Raw genomic sequence first — 18355 nt, forward strand, 5'->3', positions numbered from 1 at the left:
GAAATTAACCCTGTTTGACCAAAAGAATTTGTTCCCCCAAATCCAACTTTCCATCAGAAGTACGGATCGTAGCTTTGATTTCATCACTTGGTTGTAAATACTGAGATCTTCGTTTTTGGCCTTTGATAAAAACTTCCCACTTTTTATGTTCCGGTAGAAAACTTGCAAATATTTGTTTTAGTTTTCCCGGTGCTTTGAGTGCACATCCCGAAGGTGTTCCCGTGAGCAAAACATCTCCTACTTGTATCCTTGCAAATTGTGAAAGTTCGGCGATACTTTCTTTTGGTGGATAAACCATTTGGTTTGATTTTGCAGATTGTCTTATCTTCCCATTTACGGTTAGATTTAATTCTAAAGATTCAATCAGTGGATAATCATCTGGTTCTAAAACAGAAAGTATGGGACCTGCTGGTAAAAAAGTCCGGTAAGATTTTCCTTTATACCATTGTAATTGTGGGAGTTGGATGTCTCTTGCCGAAATATCATTGGCAATGAAGAGAGCAGCAATGTAATCATTCGGATTGTAGGAGTTAATATCAAGAGAGGAATCAATCGTTTTACCGAAAACAATTCCTAACTCGATTTCATAATCTAAAAGTTCGACATGGTGTGGTCGGATCACATCACCGATAGCAGTCGTGAGAGCAACATCCGATTTGGTAAAAAATAAATTGTATGTTTTTGATTTGGGATTTAATCCAGATTCCAATGTATGTTTGTGATAATTGGCACCTTGGCAAATGATTTGGCAGGGAGCAGTGATGGGAGAAAGAATTACCACATCTTCTTTCCTCAGTGTTTTCTTAGATTTGGTATTTAGTTTAATTCGTTTTTTTTGAAGATCAACTAGCAAATCTTTGGTGGTTTTATCACCTGTTTGTAATGGAAGGATTTTTTCATCGGTAACAAGCCCCCAATCAATTTTGTGTTTATATTGGAAACGTACAAATTGTTTTGCCATCGTAAACCTACGAAACTATAGCTTGGGTGATAAAAAAAACACGAGGGCCACTGGGACCCGGCGGTAGACGGAAAAGTTTTTTGGTCTATTCTTCTGCGAAAAGATTGTTTAGGGAGTCGATAAGAGTGTCTACTTCGACACCATAACCCATACAAACTTGTTCTATTGTTTCTACTTCGTTAATAGAGCAATGTGAACATCCACCTAAATGGTAGCTGGAGAAAACTAGACCTGCTTCCGGGTGGATGGCAATAGCCTCTCCCACAGTCATTTCTTTAAAAAAGCGCGGTTTTGTTGTTTCAGTCATCTTAAGAACCCCAAGGAAGGAAATTACTATACAAATATTGGACTATGCTCTATTCGTCAATGGAATGTTTACCCAAGAAAACGGGAAATTTTACGTCCGCATTGAGGGAAGGTTTGAATCGGCCCATTTCCTCTACCAGTACTTTGCCGATGGTTCTGACGAGCCCATCCACGGCCATTCCTGGAAGGTGGAGGTGTTTTTAGAGGGAAATACGAACATTCGTCCCGACGGTATTTCTTACGATTTTCTAACGGCTCGAACGAAACTGATGGAACTGGTGCATTCCATCGACCATATCCTCATCAATGACCATCCGGATTTTAAGGGGATCAATCCTACTTCTGAAAATGTGGCGCGTTGGTTCTATTCAGGTTTGAAGGCAGATGTAAAATCTTCTGAAGGGAAAATCCGGCGGATCGTGATTCATGAAGGGCCTGAAAATCTCGCTTTCTTTGAACCATAAAATTTTTCTTACCAATTACTTTATAACAATAGTTAGGTATTTGTCCTTAGTACCTTGAAAAAAGAACAGATGGTATAAAAAACAATCCGTAGTTTGGATTCTTACATAAAATTTACTCAAACAAACAAATGTTTGTGATAAAAAATCGACATAATGTATTCGTCATCGGCTAGTCTAACTAATTAGGACTACAAACGCACAACATATGCCTTCTATTTTTATTGCACAAGTTTCGTTTTTTTTTCATAAAAAATTGTCACCTTAATCGATTGCTTTTCTACAAGCTCATTATGAAAATCGGTAGAAGACTCCATGCCACTTACAGAACTCAAACATAGTTTAGGTCATATTCTGCTTGTGGAAGATGAAGCCATCTTGGCCATCTCACAATCTGAATTTTTGAAAAACAAAGGGTATTCTGTACAATACGTTTCCAATTCAAACGATGCTTATGATTATATTTTATCTGGAGAACGAGTAGATTTAATACTTATGGACATCAATCTTTCTGATGGTATGGATGGAATCCAACTTGCAGAAAAAATTCTTTCTCACCGTGAAATCCCAATTCTATTTGTGAGTGGTTATTCTGATAATAAAATTTTGGATCGTGTTTGTAAGGTAAAACATTACGGATATGTAACTAAAATTTCGAGTCCAGACATAGTTGAGTGTATGATTAAATCCGCACTTCAACTTTATCAAGCTGAACAATCGTTAGCTTTTCGTGAAAAAGAACTTCGTATCACTTTTGAGGCAATGGGTGATGGGGTCATTGTTCTAACACCGGAAGGATTAATTAGAGAAATCAATCACAAAGCTTTAGATATGTTGGGATACCAAAAAGAAGAAGTATTAGAAAAAGATCTGACTTCTTTTTTATATTTAGTCCAAGCAGAAGCTAGAACTCGAGTTTCTTATTCTTTTTTAAATTCATCAAACAATCTCATCCACACAGAACGAAGAAACGACTTAATTATTGTTTCTCGTAGCGGTCGTGAAACAAACGTTACAGAAACTGTTTCACCTATTTTGGATGATGAAAAAAATCTAAATGGAATTGTAATTATTTTTAGAGAAACTCCAAACGCATCGATCATGGTTCCACCAAAAGATGGCGAAAGTGTATATGCAAAAGTATTCCAGCTGAGTCCCATTCCAATGGCGATTTCTACTTTAAAAGAAGGAACTTATTTGGATATGAACTCTTCGATGGAAACACTTTTCCAGTTAGAGAAGTCAAAAGTCATCGGTAGAAAAACGGAAGAGTTTAAGGCTTGGAGTAATCCAGAAGAAATTGAAAGGTTAAATAAAGCTTATCAAGAAAATGGAAGGATGTCTGGCGAAAGGATGTCTGTTCTGCATACTGATGGGAAAAAATTTGATGTATTGGTTTTTAGCCAAGCTTTTGAAATTGCTGGGGAACGTTTTATTTTATGGATCAACTTGGATGTCACAAAGATTTTAGATATGGAAGGTCGACTTGCCAAGTCAGTAGAAGAAAAAGATGTTCTATTGAAAGAATTGCAACACCGAGTTAAAAATACCCTCGCTATCATTTCGGGGCTTCTCAATCTAGAATCGTTTAAAGTTGAAAATGAACTCGCCAAACAGTCGTTCCTTAACGCTCAATCTAGAATCATGTCAATGTCAAAGGTTTATGAAAATCTTTATCAATCTGAAGATTTAGAATCTGTAGACCTTCGTAAATATATAGAAGACTTAGTATTTAGTCTCCATGATATTTTTGTTCTCAATCCCACAAAAATTAAGTTTGATGTCAAATTAGAAGAGATCCGTTTGGATCTAAAACGAACTCTACCTTTGGGTTTGATTTTGAATGAATTACTCACCAACGCTTTGAAGTATGCTTATCCTAGTGAAAAGGGTGGAGACGTAAGGATTCATCTTTCTCGTTCCAATGATAATATCATTTTATCGGTGGGAGATGACGGAGCAGGTTTGCCCGATTCAGTCAATATCGAAAAAGGGAACCATTTTGGTTATGAGTTGATTCGTAGTTTGACTTCTCAGTTAAAAGGTGTATTTTCTTCTGTTTCTAAAAAAGGAGAAGGGCTTAACATCATGATTTCCTTTCCAGTGAAATCGAATGATAAGTGATTGAGATGTCAGGCGCTGAATCATTCAACTTAACTCACTTCAAAATATCGGTTATCTTTTTTTCCTTCCCCTAATCGTTCCAATAAAAACCAAACGAACTTGTTTGATGGTTTGTAATTTTATTTTTCGCATTTCAGAATGAGCATCTGTGGCAAGATCTAAATAGTCTGAGGCCATAAGAAAACAAATACTAACAATTAACTCGGAAGCAAACTGAATGTCTAGTTGTGGGATCATCTTGGGCATTCGCATGTCTTTGGCTAGTTCGACAGCAATTGCGTTCATCGATTCGCGAATTTTCTCCCGGATCTTTCGGTTGCCTCCCGTCCGTTCTCTGGAGATAAAACGGAAAAGGGATCGATTGTGCGTAACATAGTCAAAAAAGAAACCAATGGTCAGTTGTAAGGCCGATTTGTAAGCCCCTTTGTTTCTGGCATCCCCCACGATGGTTTGGATCCGCCCTCCACATTCGTCCACAAGTGACAGGCCCAGTTCTTCCATATTTTTAAAATGCCGATAGAAGGCTGCAGGGACAATCCCAGCCTCTCCTGCCACTTCCCGAAGGCTAAGATCCCCCAAACCTTTCTCCTCTCCCATCAATTGTAAGGCACTTTCGAGCAAATTGTCGTGGGTGCGGAGCTTTTGGGCGTAGCGTTTGTTGAGTTTCATGACTGAATTCAGTAAACGGTCGTTCACTTTTTTTTAAAAAGCAAGGACAAAAAGGCCAATTCGGAGTTGACATACTTAACAATGTAAATTAACACTATTAAATATCTCTGTGAACGAGTGTTCACTTAAATGCGAAATACGAGGCGAAAATGAAAACATTTCCTTTTATCTTTAACGAACCACGGCAGTTCCTCAGCTCCTTACAAGGGAAAGAGTGGGCTGATTTTCTTTTGGGAGAAATCAATCCGCGGTTCTCTGTCACTGCCATCAAAGCAAAAGTCGTTGCTGTTCGGGAAGAAACAGCTGATGCAAAGACAATCGTATTGAAACCCAACTGGTTATGGAAGGGTTTTCGTTCAGGCCAACATGTTCCTGTGACTGTAGAAATTGCAGGAAGGAGAGTGACTCGGTTTTATTCTTTGTCTTCACGGCCAGATGATAAACTTTTAAGTATCACCGTAAAACGCCAAAAAGGTGGACTTGTATCCAATTTTATCAATACAAACATTAAAAAAGGCGATGTATTAGAGTTAGGTGAGGCAACTGGTGAGTTTGTCCTTCCCAAAACTTTACCTTCTAAGTTTTTATTTTTAGCAGGTGGTAGTGGAATCACTCCGATTCATTCCATTCTGAAACAACTAGAGGCAAATCAATTTAAAGGAAAAGCCACTCTTCTTTACTTTGTTCGATCCTTCGAAGATATCATTTTACGTTCTTCTTTAGAAGAAATTGCAAAATCAACTGGATGGTTAGAAATCAAATATATTTTTTCAGATGTTCCTAAAGAAGGATATGATTCAGGATTTTTAACCAAAGAAATTTTGCAAAAGTATGCAGAAGATTTAAAATCCTATTCTGTTTATGTATGTGGGCCTGCCCCCATGCAAACCAAAGCACTTTCGCTTTTAGAAGGTAACGAAATCAAATCGGAACTTTTTTTGTTACCCGGTCAGACTTCTTTGAAGGTAAAAAAAACGGGAACGGTAGATGTCTTTTTATCTTTAAGTCACAAAACCATTCAGGTAAAAGGAGAACGTTCTTTACTAGAAGAACTCGAAGACCAAGGGATTTATCCACAAAGCGGATGCCGTATGGGAATTTGCCATACTTGTGTTTGTAAAAAAGCAGTAGGTTCTGTAACAGATCTATCAAATGGCGAAGTATCTGAGTTAGGTGAAGAGAATATCCAAATCTGTGTTTCTCGTGCCGAATCAAATTTGGAATTAGAACTCTAATTTTGGTAAATCAGAAAATTCACCACTAGGATCTCGAAAATTAAAGTATTCATCATAGGAAAATAAAATGAAAACAATTAGCAAAACATTAAACCACGAAGAAATTGAAGCCTTTGGAAAAGAAGTGGATTCACTCCGCGAAGAAGTGATGGCCAAGGTCGGTAAAGAAGATGCAGATCATATCAGATCCATCTATAAAATCTATCGTTACACAGAGATTTTAGGTCGTGGCCTCATCCACTTTAGTTTTGAACCTATTTCCTTTGTGCTTGGTTCACTCATTCTTGGTGGATCCAAAATCATAAACAATATGGAACTTGGTCATAACGTCCTTCATGGACAATATGATTGGATGAACGATCCACGATTTAACTCCCGTACTTTTGAATGGGACATTGTGAGTGATGCTCACCAATGGAAGTTTTATCATAATTATATGCACCATACTTATACAAATGTTCTTAATAAAGATCATGATTATGGATATAATTTTACCCGATTGACAGAAGGTCAAAAGTGGAAACCAGTTCACCTAACACAGCCTTTCACAAATATGTTTTTGGCGATGAACTTCCAGTGGGGTGTGGGAGCTCACGGTTACCGAGTGGAATATATGGAGATTCCGAAAAAACAAAGAAAGAAAAAATCTCTTAAGGATTATAAGGCAGTGTTCTTTAAAAAAATTGAACTACAACTTGTAAAAGATTACCTTTTCTTTCCACTCCTTGCCGGTTTGAATTTTCCAAAGATCATTTTAGGAAATTTGATCGCAAATTTGATTCGAAATCTTTGGACTTACGCTGTGATCTTCTGTGGGCATTTTACAGAAAATGCAGAATCTTTTTCCGTAGATGATATTGTTGGGGAAACAAAAGCGCAGTGGTATCTAAGACAACTCAAAGGTTCTTCTAACTTAGATGGTAGTAACTTTTTTTATACGATGACTGGGCATTTGAGTCACCAAATCGAACACCATATGTTCCCTGATATGCCAGCAAAACGTTACCGTGAAGTGGCACCTCGTTTGAAAGAAATTTGTGCTAAGTATGGTCAACACTACAATACAGGAAGTTTCGTGAAACAGTTTGCTTCCGTTTGGAAACGAATCGTTGCTTATTCTTTTCCTGATTCCATTGCCGGAAAGTTAATGGGAAATAAAAAGAAATACTTAGAACCAACTGCGTTACTTTCGCAACCCAGTTTTCAGATCTCCCTTCCTAGTGAAGAGAAGTCAGCGACTCTCACATAACCTGAACTTGACGAATTTCCCACTTGCGCATTGTGGGGAATTCATTCCTTTCCTTTCTTTCGGGTCCTCATAACGAGGGCCCTTTTTTTTAATCCTTCAAATGTTTCAGTCTAATTTGATTTGCAGATAGAATGGCCAAACTATCCAAATGAAATCCTTTACACCAAGTACTACGAAGTTCTTTTCTACTAGTGGATTTGTTTTTGGCTCTTTCCATCAAGTATCCTACCACAACTCTTGCTGCCGATTCCACCACTTCAAAACTATGGGCTTCTTTTGTTTCTTGTTTTTCGATGGATTTATATGCATCAACAATGGATTCAAATAGAGTTCGGATCTCTTGGAGTTTGGTATTGGATTCTGATCCTTTTGCCAAATGATCTAGATAACTACGGAAAGTTCCTGTCGGGCTCATTCCAGAGGTAATGCCACCAATGGCTGCGTTCACTTGGATTTGTGTGGTTCCATCATATATATTGGTGATTCTTGCATCTCGATAAAGTCGAGAAAGATCATAATCTTCTGTATACCCAGCACCACCTAATACTTGTAATCCATCATAAACTAAGTCATTACACATTTCTGAATTGTAGTATTTGGATATGGGAGTGAGTGTGTTTGCCACTTTTTCCCAGAATTTTCCTATTTTGGATTCTTCCGGGGAAACGGTTCGCCCATCTTCATACCAATAGTATTTATCTACAGAAAAGGCAGCTTCCACCATTAGACAACGCATTCCCGCAAGTTCACGTTCCATTCGGTCCAACATACGACGGACAGCCGGAATTTCATAAATGGGTTTTCCAAATTGGATTCTTTCTTTTGCGTATTTAAGAGCTTCTTCATAAGCAGCAGTGACTATCCCTGTACCTTGGGAAGAAACACTGAGACGGGCACCGTTTAACATTCCCATTACATACTTTACAAGTCCGAATCCTTCTTTACCAACAAGATAACCTTCACTGTTTTCAAAGACGGTTTCGCAGGTGGCGGAGGCTTTGATTCCTAATTTTTTTTCGATACCTTGCACCGCATAATCTTTGTTCTCAACAATAAAAAAAGAAAGTCCTCTCGCACCACTTTCTTGGGTTCCTGTTCTTGCTAACGTGAGAGTGATACCCGGGATACCATTCACTCCACAGGCTACAGTTTGAAATCTTTTGGTTCCGTTGAGATACCACTTACCATCTTTTTTTGTAGCTTTGGTGGTAATGTTTGGTAAATCAGATCCGAAGTCTGGTTCTGATAATCCCATAGTGACTGTATAGTTTCCTGAAATTAGTTTTGGAATCCATTCTTCTTTCATTTCATCAGAGGCACAGACTTCCAAAATGGCGGCAAGCCCCATACTTCCCACTGCAATGGTAATAGAACTATCGGATCTATACATCAATTCCGCAATCATCGCCTTTATGATGCTAGGTGCACCTAGTCCACCATACCTTCTTTTGAATGCAACAGGCCCAAGTCCTGCATCATGATACATTTTGATTACATCCACCATCTCTTGTGGATGGATCACGTTTCCATTATCAAATTTTAGACCTTTGGAATCCACAGTTGCAGCAACTTGGGAAACATACATCCCACTGATTTCTCCGCAGGATTTTAGGATTTCATCATAAAATGATTTCGCCTCATCGATATTAGATGGTGCATACTCTAGTCGAGGGTTATTGTTTTCGGAATAAAGTTTGGAATCAGAATAGTTATTTTCATAAATAGGAACAATTTCATTCCAATCAATTAATTCGTAAAAATGTTCTTTTAAGTCTTCGTTGGTTTGAAAGTAGTTACTTTGGATCATAAAAATTCCTTTTGAGTTAGAAGATAAATTTTAGTAATGTGAGGCGATTAAAAAAAATCGTATAACAAAAAAAATTGGAAAATTAGATAGATGGTGAACCGATCGGTTTCCTTTTTTTTGTGAATTAGCCCAACAAAAACGAACGAAGGTATTGTTTTTGGATGACTCCAAATCTTCCTATATTTGTTAGAAATTAAGGTTTCTTTTTTTACAATTCCCAAGTAGAATTCAAAATCTATCTCTACCGAAAAAAATCGTGCCCGTTTTTTTCTGTGGAACAGGAGACGTATGAAACAACTCATTTCTATTTTTGCGCTCGTTTTCGCCATTAAGTGTGCGAGTGTACCAACTGCACAACTACCGATAAAGTCTTCCATTTCTGGAAATCCAGTGGAATATAAATTGGATGGAAAAACCTACGAGGGATTTCTCGCCGTTGATTCTTCTGTTATAGGAAAACGTCCTGGTGTCCTTGTGATTCACGAATGGTGGGGAGTGAACGAGTATCCCAAACAAAGAGCCAAACAACTTGCTGATTTAGGTTATGTTGCTTTTGTGATGGATGTTTATGGAAAAGGAATTCTTGCAAAAGACCATGTAGAAGCTGGGAAACTTTCTGGTGCGAATGGAGAACCGAAAGTGATGCTCAAAAAAATCTACAAGGCTCTCGAAATTTTAAAATCAAACCCAAATGTTGATACTAGTAAAATTGGAGCCATCGGATATTGTTTTGGTGGTGGCGGAGTCATTGAACTAGCATTAGATGGTGCTGACTTAAAAGGCGGAGTTGTTTCTTTCCATGGTTTCCTTAGTAGCAAAAACTTGGCTTCCGGTGCAAAAAAAATAAAATCAAAAGTTTTAGTGCATCATGGTGCAGATGATCCTTTTATTCCTAAAACGTCTGTGGAAACATTCATCAAAACAGTGACTGATGCAAAAGCTCCTGTTACTTTTATCTCTCACCCAGGAGCCGTTCATGGATTCACAAGACCTGGGGCAGAAGCTCGTGGACTTCCTGGTCTTGCATATAATGAAAAAGCTGACTACGCATCCTTTGATAGTATGAAGGATTTTTTCACGTCAAACTTTAAATAGACGAGAGGAAGGACAAACAGCGTCAGGGCACTTGCTGAAACTAATCCTCCAATCACTACGGTTGCTAGAGGTCTTTGGACTTCGGCACCTGGTGAGGAACTGATTGCCATAGGTATAAATCCAATGGATGCCAAAAAGGCAGTGGTGAGTACAGGGCGAAGTCTTGACAGTGCAGCCTCTTTCACTGCTTCTTCTTTTCCTTTCCCCTCTTGTTCCAAACTCCGAATGAAACTGATGAGTACAAGTCCATTTAGAACGGCAATTCCAAACAAAGCAATGAATCCCACTCCCGCTGAAATACTAAATGGTAAATTCCTTATGTAAAGAGCAAAAATTCCTCCAGTGATGGCAAACGGAACATTGAGGAAGATGATGATTGCCGCTGATAATTCGTTAAATGCAAAATATAAGATTAAAAAAATAACGAGTAGTGTAATCGGTACAACAATGTATAAAGTTTTTGTTGCAGATTCAAATTTTTCAAACTCACCTCCTGTGGTATAGTGGTAACCTGATGGAAAATTGATTTCTTTTTCTAAAACAGATTGAACAAGTTTTACCGTACTCACCATATCACTTCCTCGAATGTTAAATTGTACTAAAGCATAACGATTTTGATTTTGGTGGTAGATTTGTACAGGCCCGTCTTCAATATAAATTTCTGAAAGTTCGTGTAAGGGAGCAAAACTATTTTTCCCAACCTTAACTGGTATGTTTTTGATTTGTTCTGGGTTTCCACCTACATCTGTTTTCACAACGATATCGAATCGTTTCATTCCTTCATAAACAATACCAGCAGGAACTCCCGAAGAAATGGATCCGGTAACACGACCTATATCGATGATTGATTGGTCGTATCTTGCTAACTTTTCTCTGTTGGGTTTGATCCTTAAATATTCCAATCCATACAATTGTTCGATACGTAGGTCAACGACACCGGGAATGTTTTTGATTTTTTTAGAAATTTCTTCTGCTAAAGATTTTAGTTTTGTTAAATCATCTCCAAAAATTTTGATTCCCACATCGGCTCGGATCCCAGCCATAATTTCATTGTTCCGCATTTCAATTGGTTGTGATAAACCATAAGCCACTTGTGGAGCAACTCTTTCAATGATCTCTTGTAACTTGAGTTCAAGTTCCTCTTTGTTTAGTTTCCATTCGGATCTTGGTTTCATATCCATATACATATCGGTTTTTTCTACACCCATAGGTTCAATGGCAAGTTCTGGTGATCCTGTTCTCGAAACTACTTCTGTGATTTCTGGAATTTCTTTAAGAATGGCCCTTTCTATTTTCATAGAAGATTCTAAAGATTCAGTTAACGTTGTAGATGGATACCGGCTAATTTCGATTAGGAGATTCCCTTCATCTAGTTTTGGTAAAAATTCACCCCCCAACCGAAAGAATAATATAATAGAAAGAAGAAGAATTCCAATACTGGAATAAGTGACTTTTTTAGATTCCTTTAGACAATATTCTAATTTTGGTGTATACCATTCGTGAATTTTTTGGAAAAACTTTGTTTCTCCTTCGGCAATATGCCCTCCTTTTAAAAAATAGGAAGCAAGAACGGGAATGAGTGTGAGTGTTAAGAAGAACGCGCCAAGTAAGGCAAATAAAACGGTTGTTGCCATTGGGATAAACATTTTGCCCTCAGTTCCGCTTAAAGTAAGAATTGGGATATAAACAATTCCTATGATGATTTCTCCATAAATAGTGGCCTTTCGAACTTCTATCGTTGCACTTAAAATGGTTTCTTTTTGTTCTTTGTCGGTAAGATCTCTTTTTAATTCTTTGCGTTTTAATCCCAAACGTCTGTGTGAGTTTTCAATCAAGATGACTGCACCATCTACAATAAGTCCAAAGTCAATGGCACCCATAGACATTAAATTGGCAGGCAGGTCTCGTAAAAACATAAGTGAAATAGCAAACAACATCGCTAGTGGAATCACAGAGGCAATGACAAGCCCCGATCGAAAATCACCAATCATCAGAAATAGTATAATGATGACAAGGATGGCTCCTTCTGATAAATTCCATACAATAGTGTTTAAAGTATTTTTCACCATGATCGAACGATCATAATACGGTTTGATTTTCATACCTGTGGGAAGAGTTTTTTCTATCTGAGTGATTTTTTCTTTTACGGCTGTAGTGACCTCTAGTGAATTTTCACCGAGTAACATGAGTGTTACGGCACCTACCACTTCAGACTTACCTGTTGCCGTGGCTGCACCTTTTCGTAATCTAGCTCCTTCCACAATTTTACCAATGTTACTTAAATAAATAGGGAATCCATCTCCCATTTTACCTACTTGGATTTTTTCAAAGTCAGTGATTTCTTTTAAAAGACCGTCGCTACCAACAATCAATTGTTCGCCGGATCGTTCAATATACCCACTCCCTGTGGAAATGTTGTTAGATTCAACGGCAGTTACAATTTGATTGAGTGATACACCAAGTGAAGCCGCTTTAAAGGGATCTACAATGACTTGATACTGTTTAGTTTTGCCGCCAAAACTATTGACTTCTACAATGCCGGGAACTGTTTTGAGTGCAGGATTGATATACCAATTCAAATAAGTTGTGAGTTCCATCTGAGTATGAAATTCACTCTCTAAGGTGAATTGAAATACTTCCCCAAGGCCTGTTGTGATGGGGCCAATGACTGGTTTTCCAAAAATGGCGGGAATATTTTCTGATGCTTCTGTTAATCTTTCGCTGACAAGTTGCCTACTTTTCCATAAATCAGTTCCATCTGTAAATACGGCAGTCACAAGGGAAAATCCATAGCGAGAAACGGATCTAACTTCTATTAAGTTTGGGATTCCTGTGATGGCTCTTTCTACAGGTAAGGTGATGTACTGTTCGATTTCCAAAGTAGAGAGAGAAGGGGAAGTTGTGATTACTTGGACTTGGACGTTGGTGATGTCAGGTACTGCATCTACTTTTAAGTGATTCAATGAATAAAAACCACCAAACACAAGTAATACTGTTAAAATAATAACTAAAAGGCGATTTTGTAGAGAGAATTGAACGATTTTTGTTAAAAATTCCATATTTATTCTCCACCAAACGTAGATTTGAATAAGATGGCTTTGAGTTCAAAGGCAGATTTTGTGACTATTCTTTCTCCTGGTTTGATTCCAGAAAGGATTTCCACTTGTCCATCATTCACATTTCCTATTTCGACTTCTGTCCATTGAAACTCATTCGGTTTGGTTTCAATAAATATAAACTTTCGATTTTGATAAGATTGTACTGATTCTTCAGAAACTTGTATACCTTCCTTTTGATTCACCATTAGGATGGCTTTTCCGAATAAACCAATCTTTGCTTTACGGTTTTTGTTTTTAAAAACTACCCTTGCATGAACCGTTCTCGATTCTGGGTCTACCTTTTCGCCAATATGTTCCAATGTTCCTTCAAATTCCAAATCAGGATAAGCATTCAAAATAATTTTTCCTTTATCACCTTCCGAAAGATATTTTAAATCGTTTTCAAATATTTTTGCTTGGAACCAAAGAGAAGAAAGTTCGGCAATGGTGGTTAGAATTTGATTTCCTAAAATGATGGAACCGGGAATGGCATTTCGGGAAAGAGCAAGCCCTGACCTTGGTGCAAATACAGTATATACTCCAGAAGCAGAATTATCGATCGGTAAGCCATTTGCTCGTAAGTTTTCTTCTGCCGCATTTTTTTCTGATTCAACAACTTTTAGATTTGTTTCTGCATCGATAAACTCTTGTTTTGCGGCTAAATTCATTTTAACCAATGATTGGATTCTAATTAAGTTTTGTTCGGCTGCGGTAAATTTTGACTTTGCTACTAAATAAGTTGATCTTAGTTTTGCAAGTTCTGGTGAATCGATGGTAGCTAGTTTTTGACCTTTTTTGATGGTATCACCTTCTACAAAAAAAACGGAAGTGATACGCCCTGAAATCCTTGCCGGTACATCAATGATTGCATCTGGTACTGCTTCTGTTTCACCAATCAGTTCAATTTTTGTTTGGATGGATTCTTTTTGGATGATTTCAGTTTCTATTCCTAAACTTTTCTGATTTTCTAAAGAAAGTTTTACTAAGTCTTTGGTTTCTTTTGTGGATTCTAAATCGTTATTAGTTTTACTAAACTTCCAAAAATATATGGAAGCAGAAATCAAAAGAAGGGAAAAAATTAAGATAAGTGTTTGTTTTTTCATGGTTTGACCCCTAATGAGTCGCTAGGTAATCCGAGAACACGAACAAGTTCAATTTGAGATATTTCAAATTCTGTTTTTGTGTTCAGGTAATTCAGTTTTGTTTGTAAAAGAATTCTTTGTTGGTTGATTGCATCTATAATTTTAATTTTGCCAAATCGAATTGCTTCTTGTAGATTTTTTAAATCTAATTCTGCCCGATCCATTGTTTGTGTATCATAGAATTTAATTTCTTCAGACAATGTTATGTAGTTTGTTAGAGCAAATAAAACTTCTTGTTTGATATTTCTTGAAACCGATTCCTTTAGTTCTTTGGAATTATCAATTTTTGCTGAAGCGATGATGGTCTCTCCTTCGTAGTCTCTCCAAATTGTCATTGGGAAACTGACCATACCACCAACTACTTTTTCATTGAATCCGTCATTTTGCGCAAAAGCTCCTAAACTTACGTTTGGAATTTTTTGTCGTCTTACTTCGTTTTGGCGGAGTAAAGCCAATTCTATTTCCTTTTCTGATAACATCAGTTCCGGACGCATTAACATAGCCATTTGAATCAATTCAGTTTTTTCCCGAGAAAGGTCTTTTGGTAAAATCCAATTTTGAGTTTGTATTGTATCTTTATCTAAAGGAAATCCAAGTAATACTTCCAATTCAGAATTTGTATTTTCCGAAAGTCTATGGATTTGGTTCCAGATTTTATAGATTCTAATTTCTTCCGATTCTGATAAGGATTCATCGATTCCAGGAGAAAGTCCTTCGTTCACTCTTGCTTTTGAAATTTTTTTTAATTCTTTAACTAGGTTTAAATTATCACGACTGTTTTCTTCTTCTAAATAAAGATATCGAAAACGAGTGATTTTTTTTAGTGCTTCGAATTCCAAAGACCGCCTTACAGATTCTAAACGAAAAACTTGTGCTTTAAATTCTTCGTCAGCAATTTGGACAGCAATTTCTCTTTTCCCATTAGTAAAGATCTCTTGGTTGACCATAACTTGAAAGTTATTTGCCGCATTTGGCCCAGATAGAGATACGGGTCCAGAAGATTCTCCTTTTCTTGTAGCAATATAACTACTAAAAGTCGGATTTGACGGAAAATAGTAAGAAGCAATTTTTTTCCTACCTGAGATTTCCTTTAATTTGATTTCTTCGATTCGATAGTCAGGATGTTTACTAACGATACATCGACTGAGTTCTAATATCGAATTGTCTTTTCGACAACTGTTCGTTGAAAATTCGTTAGGTTCTCCCTGTATTGGAAAAACATAAAAATGGATATAAACCAAACAAAATAGAAATACATTCCTCTGTTTGGGATAAAAAATAAAATTCATAAAACCTCCAAGTGTTTACGCAAACGAATTGCGAGTTAACTAAGTGAGGTTGTATTTAGGTGGTCGGAAAAATGTGTTTACTGTAACAAGTTGTGGAATTTGTAGTTCCGGTTGGTGGATATAAACTTTATGGAGTTGGATGAGTATGTGAGAGAGGTATAAGTCCCAAGAACAGGAAACAATAAAATTACAAGGGCAAGAGAAACAAACATGATCTGTGTGTTCCCCATCTTCAGCAAGTGAATGACCTGGATTGACACCTAAGGTATGATCCAAAAAAGCATAAGGACATCCACTTTCAGGAGAACCGATCAGTCCACAATTGACCTCATTGTCGACGATGCGTTGGTACATAAAGTTGGCAGAAAATAGAAGTACAAAGCCAAATAGAAAAAATTGGCGTAAGTATTTGGCTTTTTTCTGTCCGAGCTTCATAAGATTACTTATAGTTTGGAATTTCCTTTGCAGTTTGCAATAACTTATCTGCAATTTCTGGCACACAAATCGGAGAAACATGGCTACAATCCACATAAGTCTGGCAATTTGTATTTCCTTCGTTCAAACTTATATAACGAATATTTTTTGAATTTGGATCGATATATTGTTTAATATTTTTATTAAAAAGATCACCACCGGTGATTTTTTTTCTTATGTCTTGAAAGTAGGGGTGGATCTGCGGTTCCCAAATGACCATCGGAATATTATGTTTCTCTGCATGATCTATGATCTTACGAAAGAAATTAATTTCGGGATTCGAAATTCGGTAATTGTTTAAAAAATAAAGTTTTCGAGACTCCGCATAACCAACAATTCGATCTTGGTATTCTTTTTCGGGAAAATTATTTACATGATAACCAATGTGATCAGGTGCAAATTGTTTTTTTTCATTCATATAAGATGACAACCCGATGAAGTAATCATCATTGGCGACTCTTTTGCCTGAGGCTAAATTTTTTACCGCAAGGATTGGATTGAAATGGTAATTGTAACCTAAAAATAAAAGTCGAGCAATGATATCTCGTTTGAATTGTGGGTTCATTGCATCGTAGATGTCCAGGAGCTCATCTTCGTGTAACATAAGTTCTGCCCACTTTGTTTTGTATGTATACACATTGTTTTCATTGAACATTTCTTCTGAAAACTCTAGAAATAGAACATCAGGTTTGAATCCTGAATCTGTCATGGACTTTATGATTAAATAATATAATAAAAATTCAGATGCTTTAATGGCTGTTCTTGTTTCAAAATAAACAGGTTCTTGGATGATCGACTTGGATACTGGAATTTCTTTCCATTGGTGGAAACTTTCTGATCGAGAAGTTCCCGTAACAACTACCACCCGTTTACCACTTTTTTGGATGGTTTTATTTTCCTCCCAAATGGTTGGCATACCTAAAATTAAATTCTGGCCGGCTTTATAAGTCCTTCTGCCACTTTCGCGAATTTCAGGAATACAAATTAACTTATCTACTACAATGACTAGGAGTAAAAGTAAGAAGGGGATAAAATAAATGCGAATGTCTTTCATAAGTTCTCTTTAAAATTGGAAGTAAATGAATGTTTCCACTGGGGATTCGATTTTGATGAGAGCGAAATAAACTAAAAAGATAAGAACTGGAATGATCCAATTTACGTAAGGTTTTAGTTTGTTTGAGAAATAATTTTTGAATTCTAAAAATTGTAAAAGGTAACTAACGGCCATTAGTCCCCAAAAATCAGGACGGTATATAAACTTACCTGTTTGGTTCAATGCAGAAGACCAAAAGATATATATTTTGTTTAACGAATCAATTCGAAAGAAAGTAGCAAGGATACAAAAAATAGCAAATACCCAAAGAGCAGCCAAAATCTTTTTTCCAAAACTCATAGACTTCCGGTCCGGTTTTCCAAAAGCAATTCGTTCTATAGATAAAAAGATCCCGTGAAAAAATCCCCATAAAAAGAATGTATAAGTATTCCCATGCCATAATCCAGATAAAGACATAACAACGATGGTGTTGATATTATATCTTATTTCTGAAACTCTGTTGCCACCTAACGGAATATACAAATAATCGCGAATCCAGGTAGAGAGAGTATAATGCCATCTAGACCATAGTTCGCTAAAACTTACTGATAAAAAAGGAGATCGGAAGTTTTCAGGAATTTCGTAACCTAATAAAAAGGCAGAACCTCTTGCTAAATCTGTATAACCAGAAAAATCTCCATACACTTGAAAAGAAAAAGCAACGGTAGTTAGCAAAATAGAAATTCCGTCATAATCACCCGGATTCATATAAACAGGATTGATGATTTTAGCCAATTGGTCGGCGATTAAAACTTTTTTGACAAGTCCAGAGATGATGTGAAGGATTCCTCTTTGTAAAAAATCAACGTTAAGTTTTGCATTATCAATTTGGTCATAAAAATCGTCGTGGCGCATGATCGGGCCTGCGATGAGTTGTGGAAAAAATAAAATGAATAGTAGAAAATTCATAAACGGAGATTCGGTGAATTTTCCTCTCCATGCATCAACAATGTATGCAATCATTTGAAAGGTATAAAAACTAATAGCAAGTGGTAAAACGAATTCCGACAAAGATTGTAAGATGGGTAATGATAATTCACCTTCTTTCATCAAGTATTGGAGGTAGGTCAAAATGTACTTAAAAAAACAGAGATTGATAAGGTTGAGGCCAACACCAAGGTATAAGTATATTTTTTTTCTAGTTTTTAAAATCCCCAATACACAAAAATGAGAGATGACGATGAATGTAATAAAATGGATTAAAAAAGAACCACTCCAGTATCCATAGAATAACAGAGAGAAAATGATGAGAACGTATTTGCGAAACTGAGAAGGTAAAATCCAATAAATAGAATAACAAGCTACAAAAAAGTAAAGATAGTCAATGGAATTGAACAGCATTTTCCCTAGAA

At 36.8% G+C, this 18355-nt stretch carries 15 protein-coding genes; 5 read left to right on the top strand and 10 right to left on the bottom strand.

The genetic code is table 11. The annotated features are described in order from the left end of the window. Nucleotides 1-4 precede the first annotated feature (4 nt). Entirely contained in the window at nt 5-961 is a 957-nt protein-coding gene (locus EHQ16_RS12940; RefSeq protein ID WP_135633948.1) for a fumarylacetoacetate hydrolase family protein, read from the bottom strand. 85 nt (nt 962-1046) lie between these two features. Further along, the gene (locus tag EHQ16_RS12945; RefSeq protein ID WP_100789227.1) at nt 1047-1268 is read right to left on the bottom strand and encodes a DUF1858 domain-containing protein; all 222 of its coding nucleotides are present in this window, start codon (nt 1266-1268) and stop codon (nt 1047-1049) included. Nucleotides 1269-1332: 64 nt separating this feature from the next. On the opposite strand from EHQ16_RS12945, the gene EHQ16_RS12950 reads away from it, so the two are divergent. Both EHQ16_RS12950 and EHQ16_RS12955 read left to right on the top strand, forming a co-directional pair. Then, complete coding sequence (locus EHQ16_RS12950) at nt 1333-1731, top strand: 6-carboxytetrahydropterin synthase (RefSeq protein ID WP_135585653.1); 399 nt, start codon at nt 1333-1335, stop codon at nt 1729-1731. 312 nt (nt 1732-2043) lie between these two features. Further along, nucleotides 2044-3852 (top strand): PAS domain S-box protein, encoded by a 1809-nt coding sequence (locus EHQ16_RS12955; protein WP_135633947.1) that lies wholly within the window; start codon nt 2044-2046, stop codon nt 3850-3852. Nucleotides 3853-3903: 51 nt separating this feature from the next. Here the strand turns inward: EHQ16_RS12955 and EHQ16_RS12960 are convergent, their stop codons facing one another. Beyond that, nucleotides 3904-4521 carry a TetR family transcriptional regulator gene (locus tag EHQ16_RS12960; RefSeq protein ID WP_135633945.1) on the bottom strand — a complete coding sequence of 206 codons (618 nt, stop codon included), beginning with the start codon at nt 4519-4521 and terminating at the stop codon, nt 3904-3906. Between the two features lie 149 nt (nt 4522-4670). Between EHQ16_RS12960 and EHQ16_RS12965 the strand changes: the two genes are divergently transcribed. Continuing rightward, nucleotides 4671-5756 carry a ferredoxin reductase gene (locus tag EHQ16_RS12965; RefSeq protein ID WP_135633943.1) on the top strand — a complete coding sequence of 362 codons (1086 nt, stop codon included), beginning with the start codon at nt 4671-4673 and terminating at the stop codon, nt 5754-5756. 67 nt (nt 5757-5823) lie between these two features. Beyond that, on the top strand, nt 5824-7005 hold the full coding sequence (locus EHQ16_RS12970) for a fatty acid desaturase family protein (RefSeq protein WP_135633941.1): 1182 nt from the start codon (nt 5824-5826) through the stop codon (nt 7003-7005). A gap of 88 nt (nt 7006-7093) precedes the next feature. Here EHQ16_RS12970 and EHQ16_RS12975 read toward each other — a convergent pair whose 3' ends face one another. Continuing rightward, nucleotides 7094-8812: an acyl-CoA dehydrogenase family protein gene (locus EHQ16_RS12975; protein WP_135633939.1), complete on the bottom strand. Its 1719-nt coding sequence runs from the start codon at nt 8810-8812 to the stop codon at nt 7094-7096. A 288-nt stretch (nt 8813-9100) separates the two neighbouring features. On the opposite strand from EHQ16_RS12975, the gene EHQ16_RS12980 reads away from it, so the two are divergent. Beyond that, nucleotides 9101-9907 carry a dienelactone hydrolase family protein gene (locus EHQ16_RS12980; RefSeq protein WP_135633937.1) on the top strand — a complete coding sequence of 269 codons (807 nt, stop codon included), beginning with the start codon at nt 9101-9103 and terminating at the stop codon, nt 9905-9907. Here EHQ16_RS12980 and EHQ16_RS12985 read toward each other — a convergent pair. The 6 genes from EHQ16_RS12985 to EHQ16_RS13010 are packed head-to-tail and all read right to left on the bottom strand — an operon-like array spanning nt 9856 to nt 18344. After that, nucleotides 9856-12966 (bottom strand): efflux RND transporter permease subunit, encoded by a 3111-nt coding sequence (locus EHQ16_RS12985; RefSeq protein WP_135633935.1) that lies wholly within the window; start codon nt 12964-12966, stop codon nt 9856-9858. The genes EHQ16_RS12980 and EHQ16_RS12985 overlap by 52 nt on opposite strands. Before the next feature lie 2 nt (nt 12967-12968). After that, nucleotides 12969-14108, bottom strand: a complete 1140-nt coding sequence (locus EHQ16_RS12990; RefSeq protein WP_135633933.1) for an efflux RND transporter periplasmic adaptor subunit — start codon at nt 14106-14108, stop codon at nt 12969-12971. Then, entirely contained in the window at nt 14105-15436 is a 1332-nt protein-coding gene (locus EHQ16_RS12995; RefSeq protein WP_135633931.1) for a TolC family protein, read from the bottom strand. The genes EHQ16_RS12990 and EHQ16_RS12995 overlap by 4 nt, the downstream gene beginning before the upstream one ends. Nucleotides 15437-15475: 39 nt before the next feature. Then, nucleotides 15476-15871, bottom strand: a complete 396-nt coding sequence (locus tag EHQ16_RS13000; protein ID WP_244242075.1) for a hypothetical protein — start codon at nt 15869-15871, stop codon at nt 15476-15478. A gap of 4 nt (nt 15872-15875) precedes the next feature. Next, complete coding sequence (locus EHQ16_RS13005) at nt 15876-16964, bottom strand: DUF1574 family protein (RefSeq protein WP_135633929.1); 1089 nt, start codon at nt 16962-16964, stop codon at nt 15876-15878. A gap of 9 nt (nt 16965-16973) precedes the next feature. Further along, nucleotides 16974-18344 (bottom strand): MBOAT family O-acyltransferase, encoded by a 1371-nt coding sequence (locus EHQ16_RS13010; RefSeq protein WP_135633927.1) that lies wholly within the window; start codon nt 18342-18344, stop codon nt 16974-16976. Nucleotides 18345-18355 lie beyond the last annotated feature (11 nt).

Origin of the sequence: Leptospira kanakyensis (genome assembly GCF_004769235.1) — a bacterium.
Classification (GTDB): domain Bacteria; phylum Spirochaetota; class Leptospiria; order Leptospirales; family Leptospiraceae; genus Leptospira_A; species Leptospira_A kanakyensis.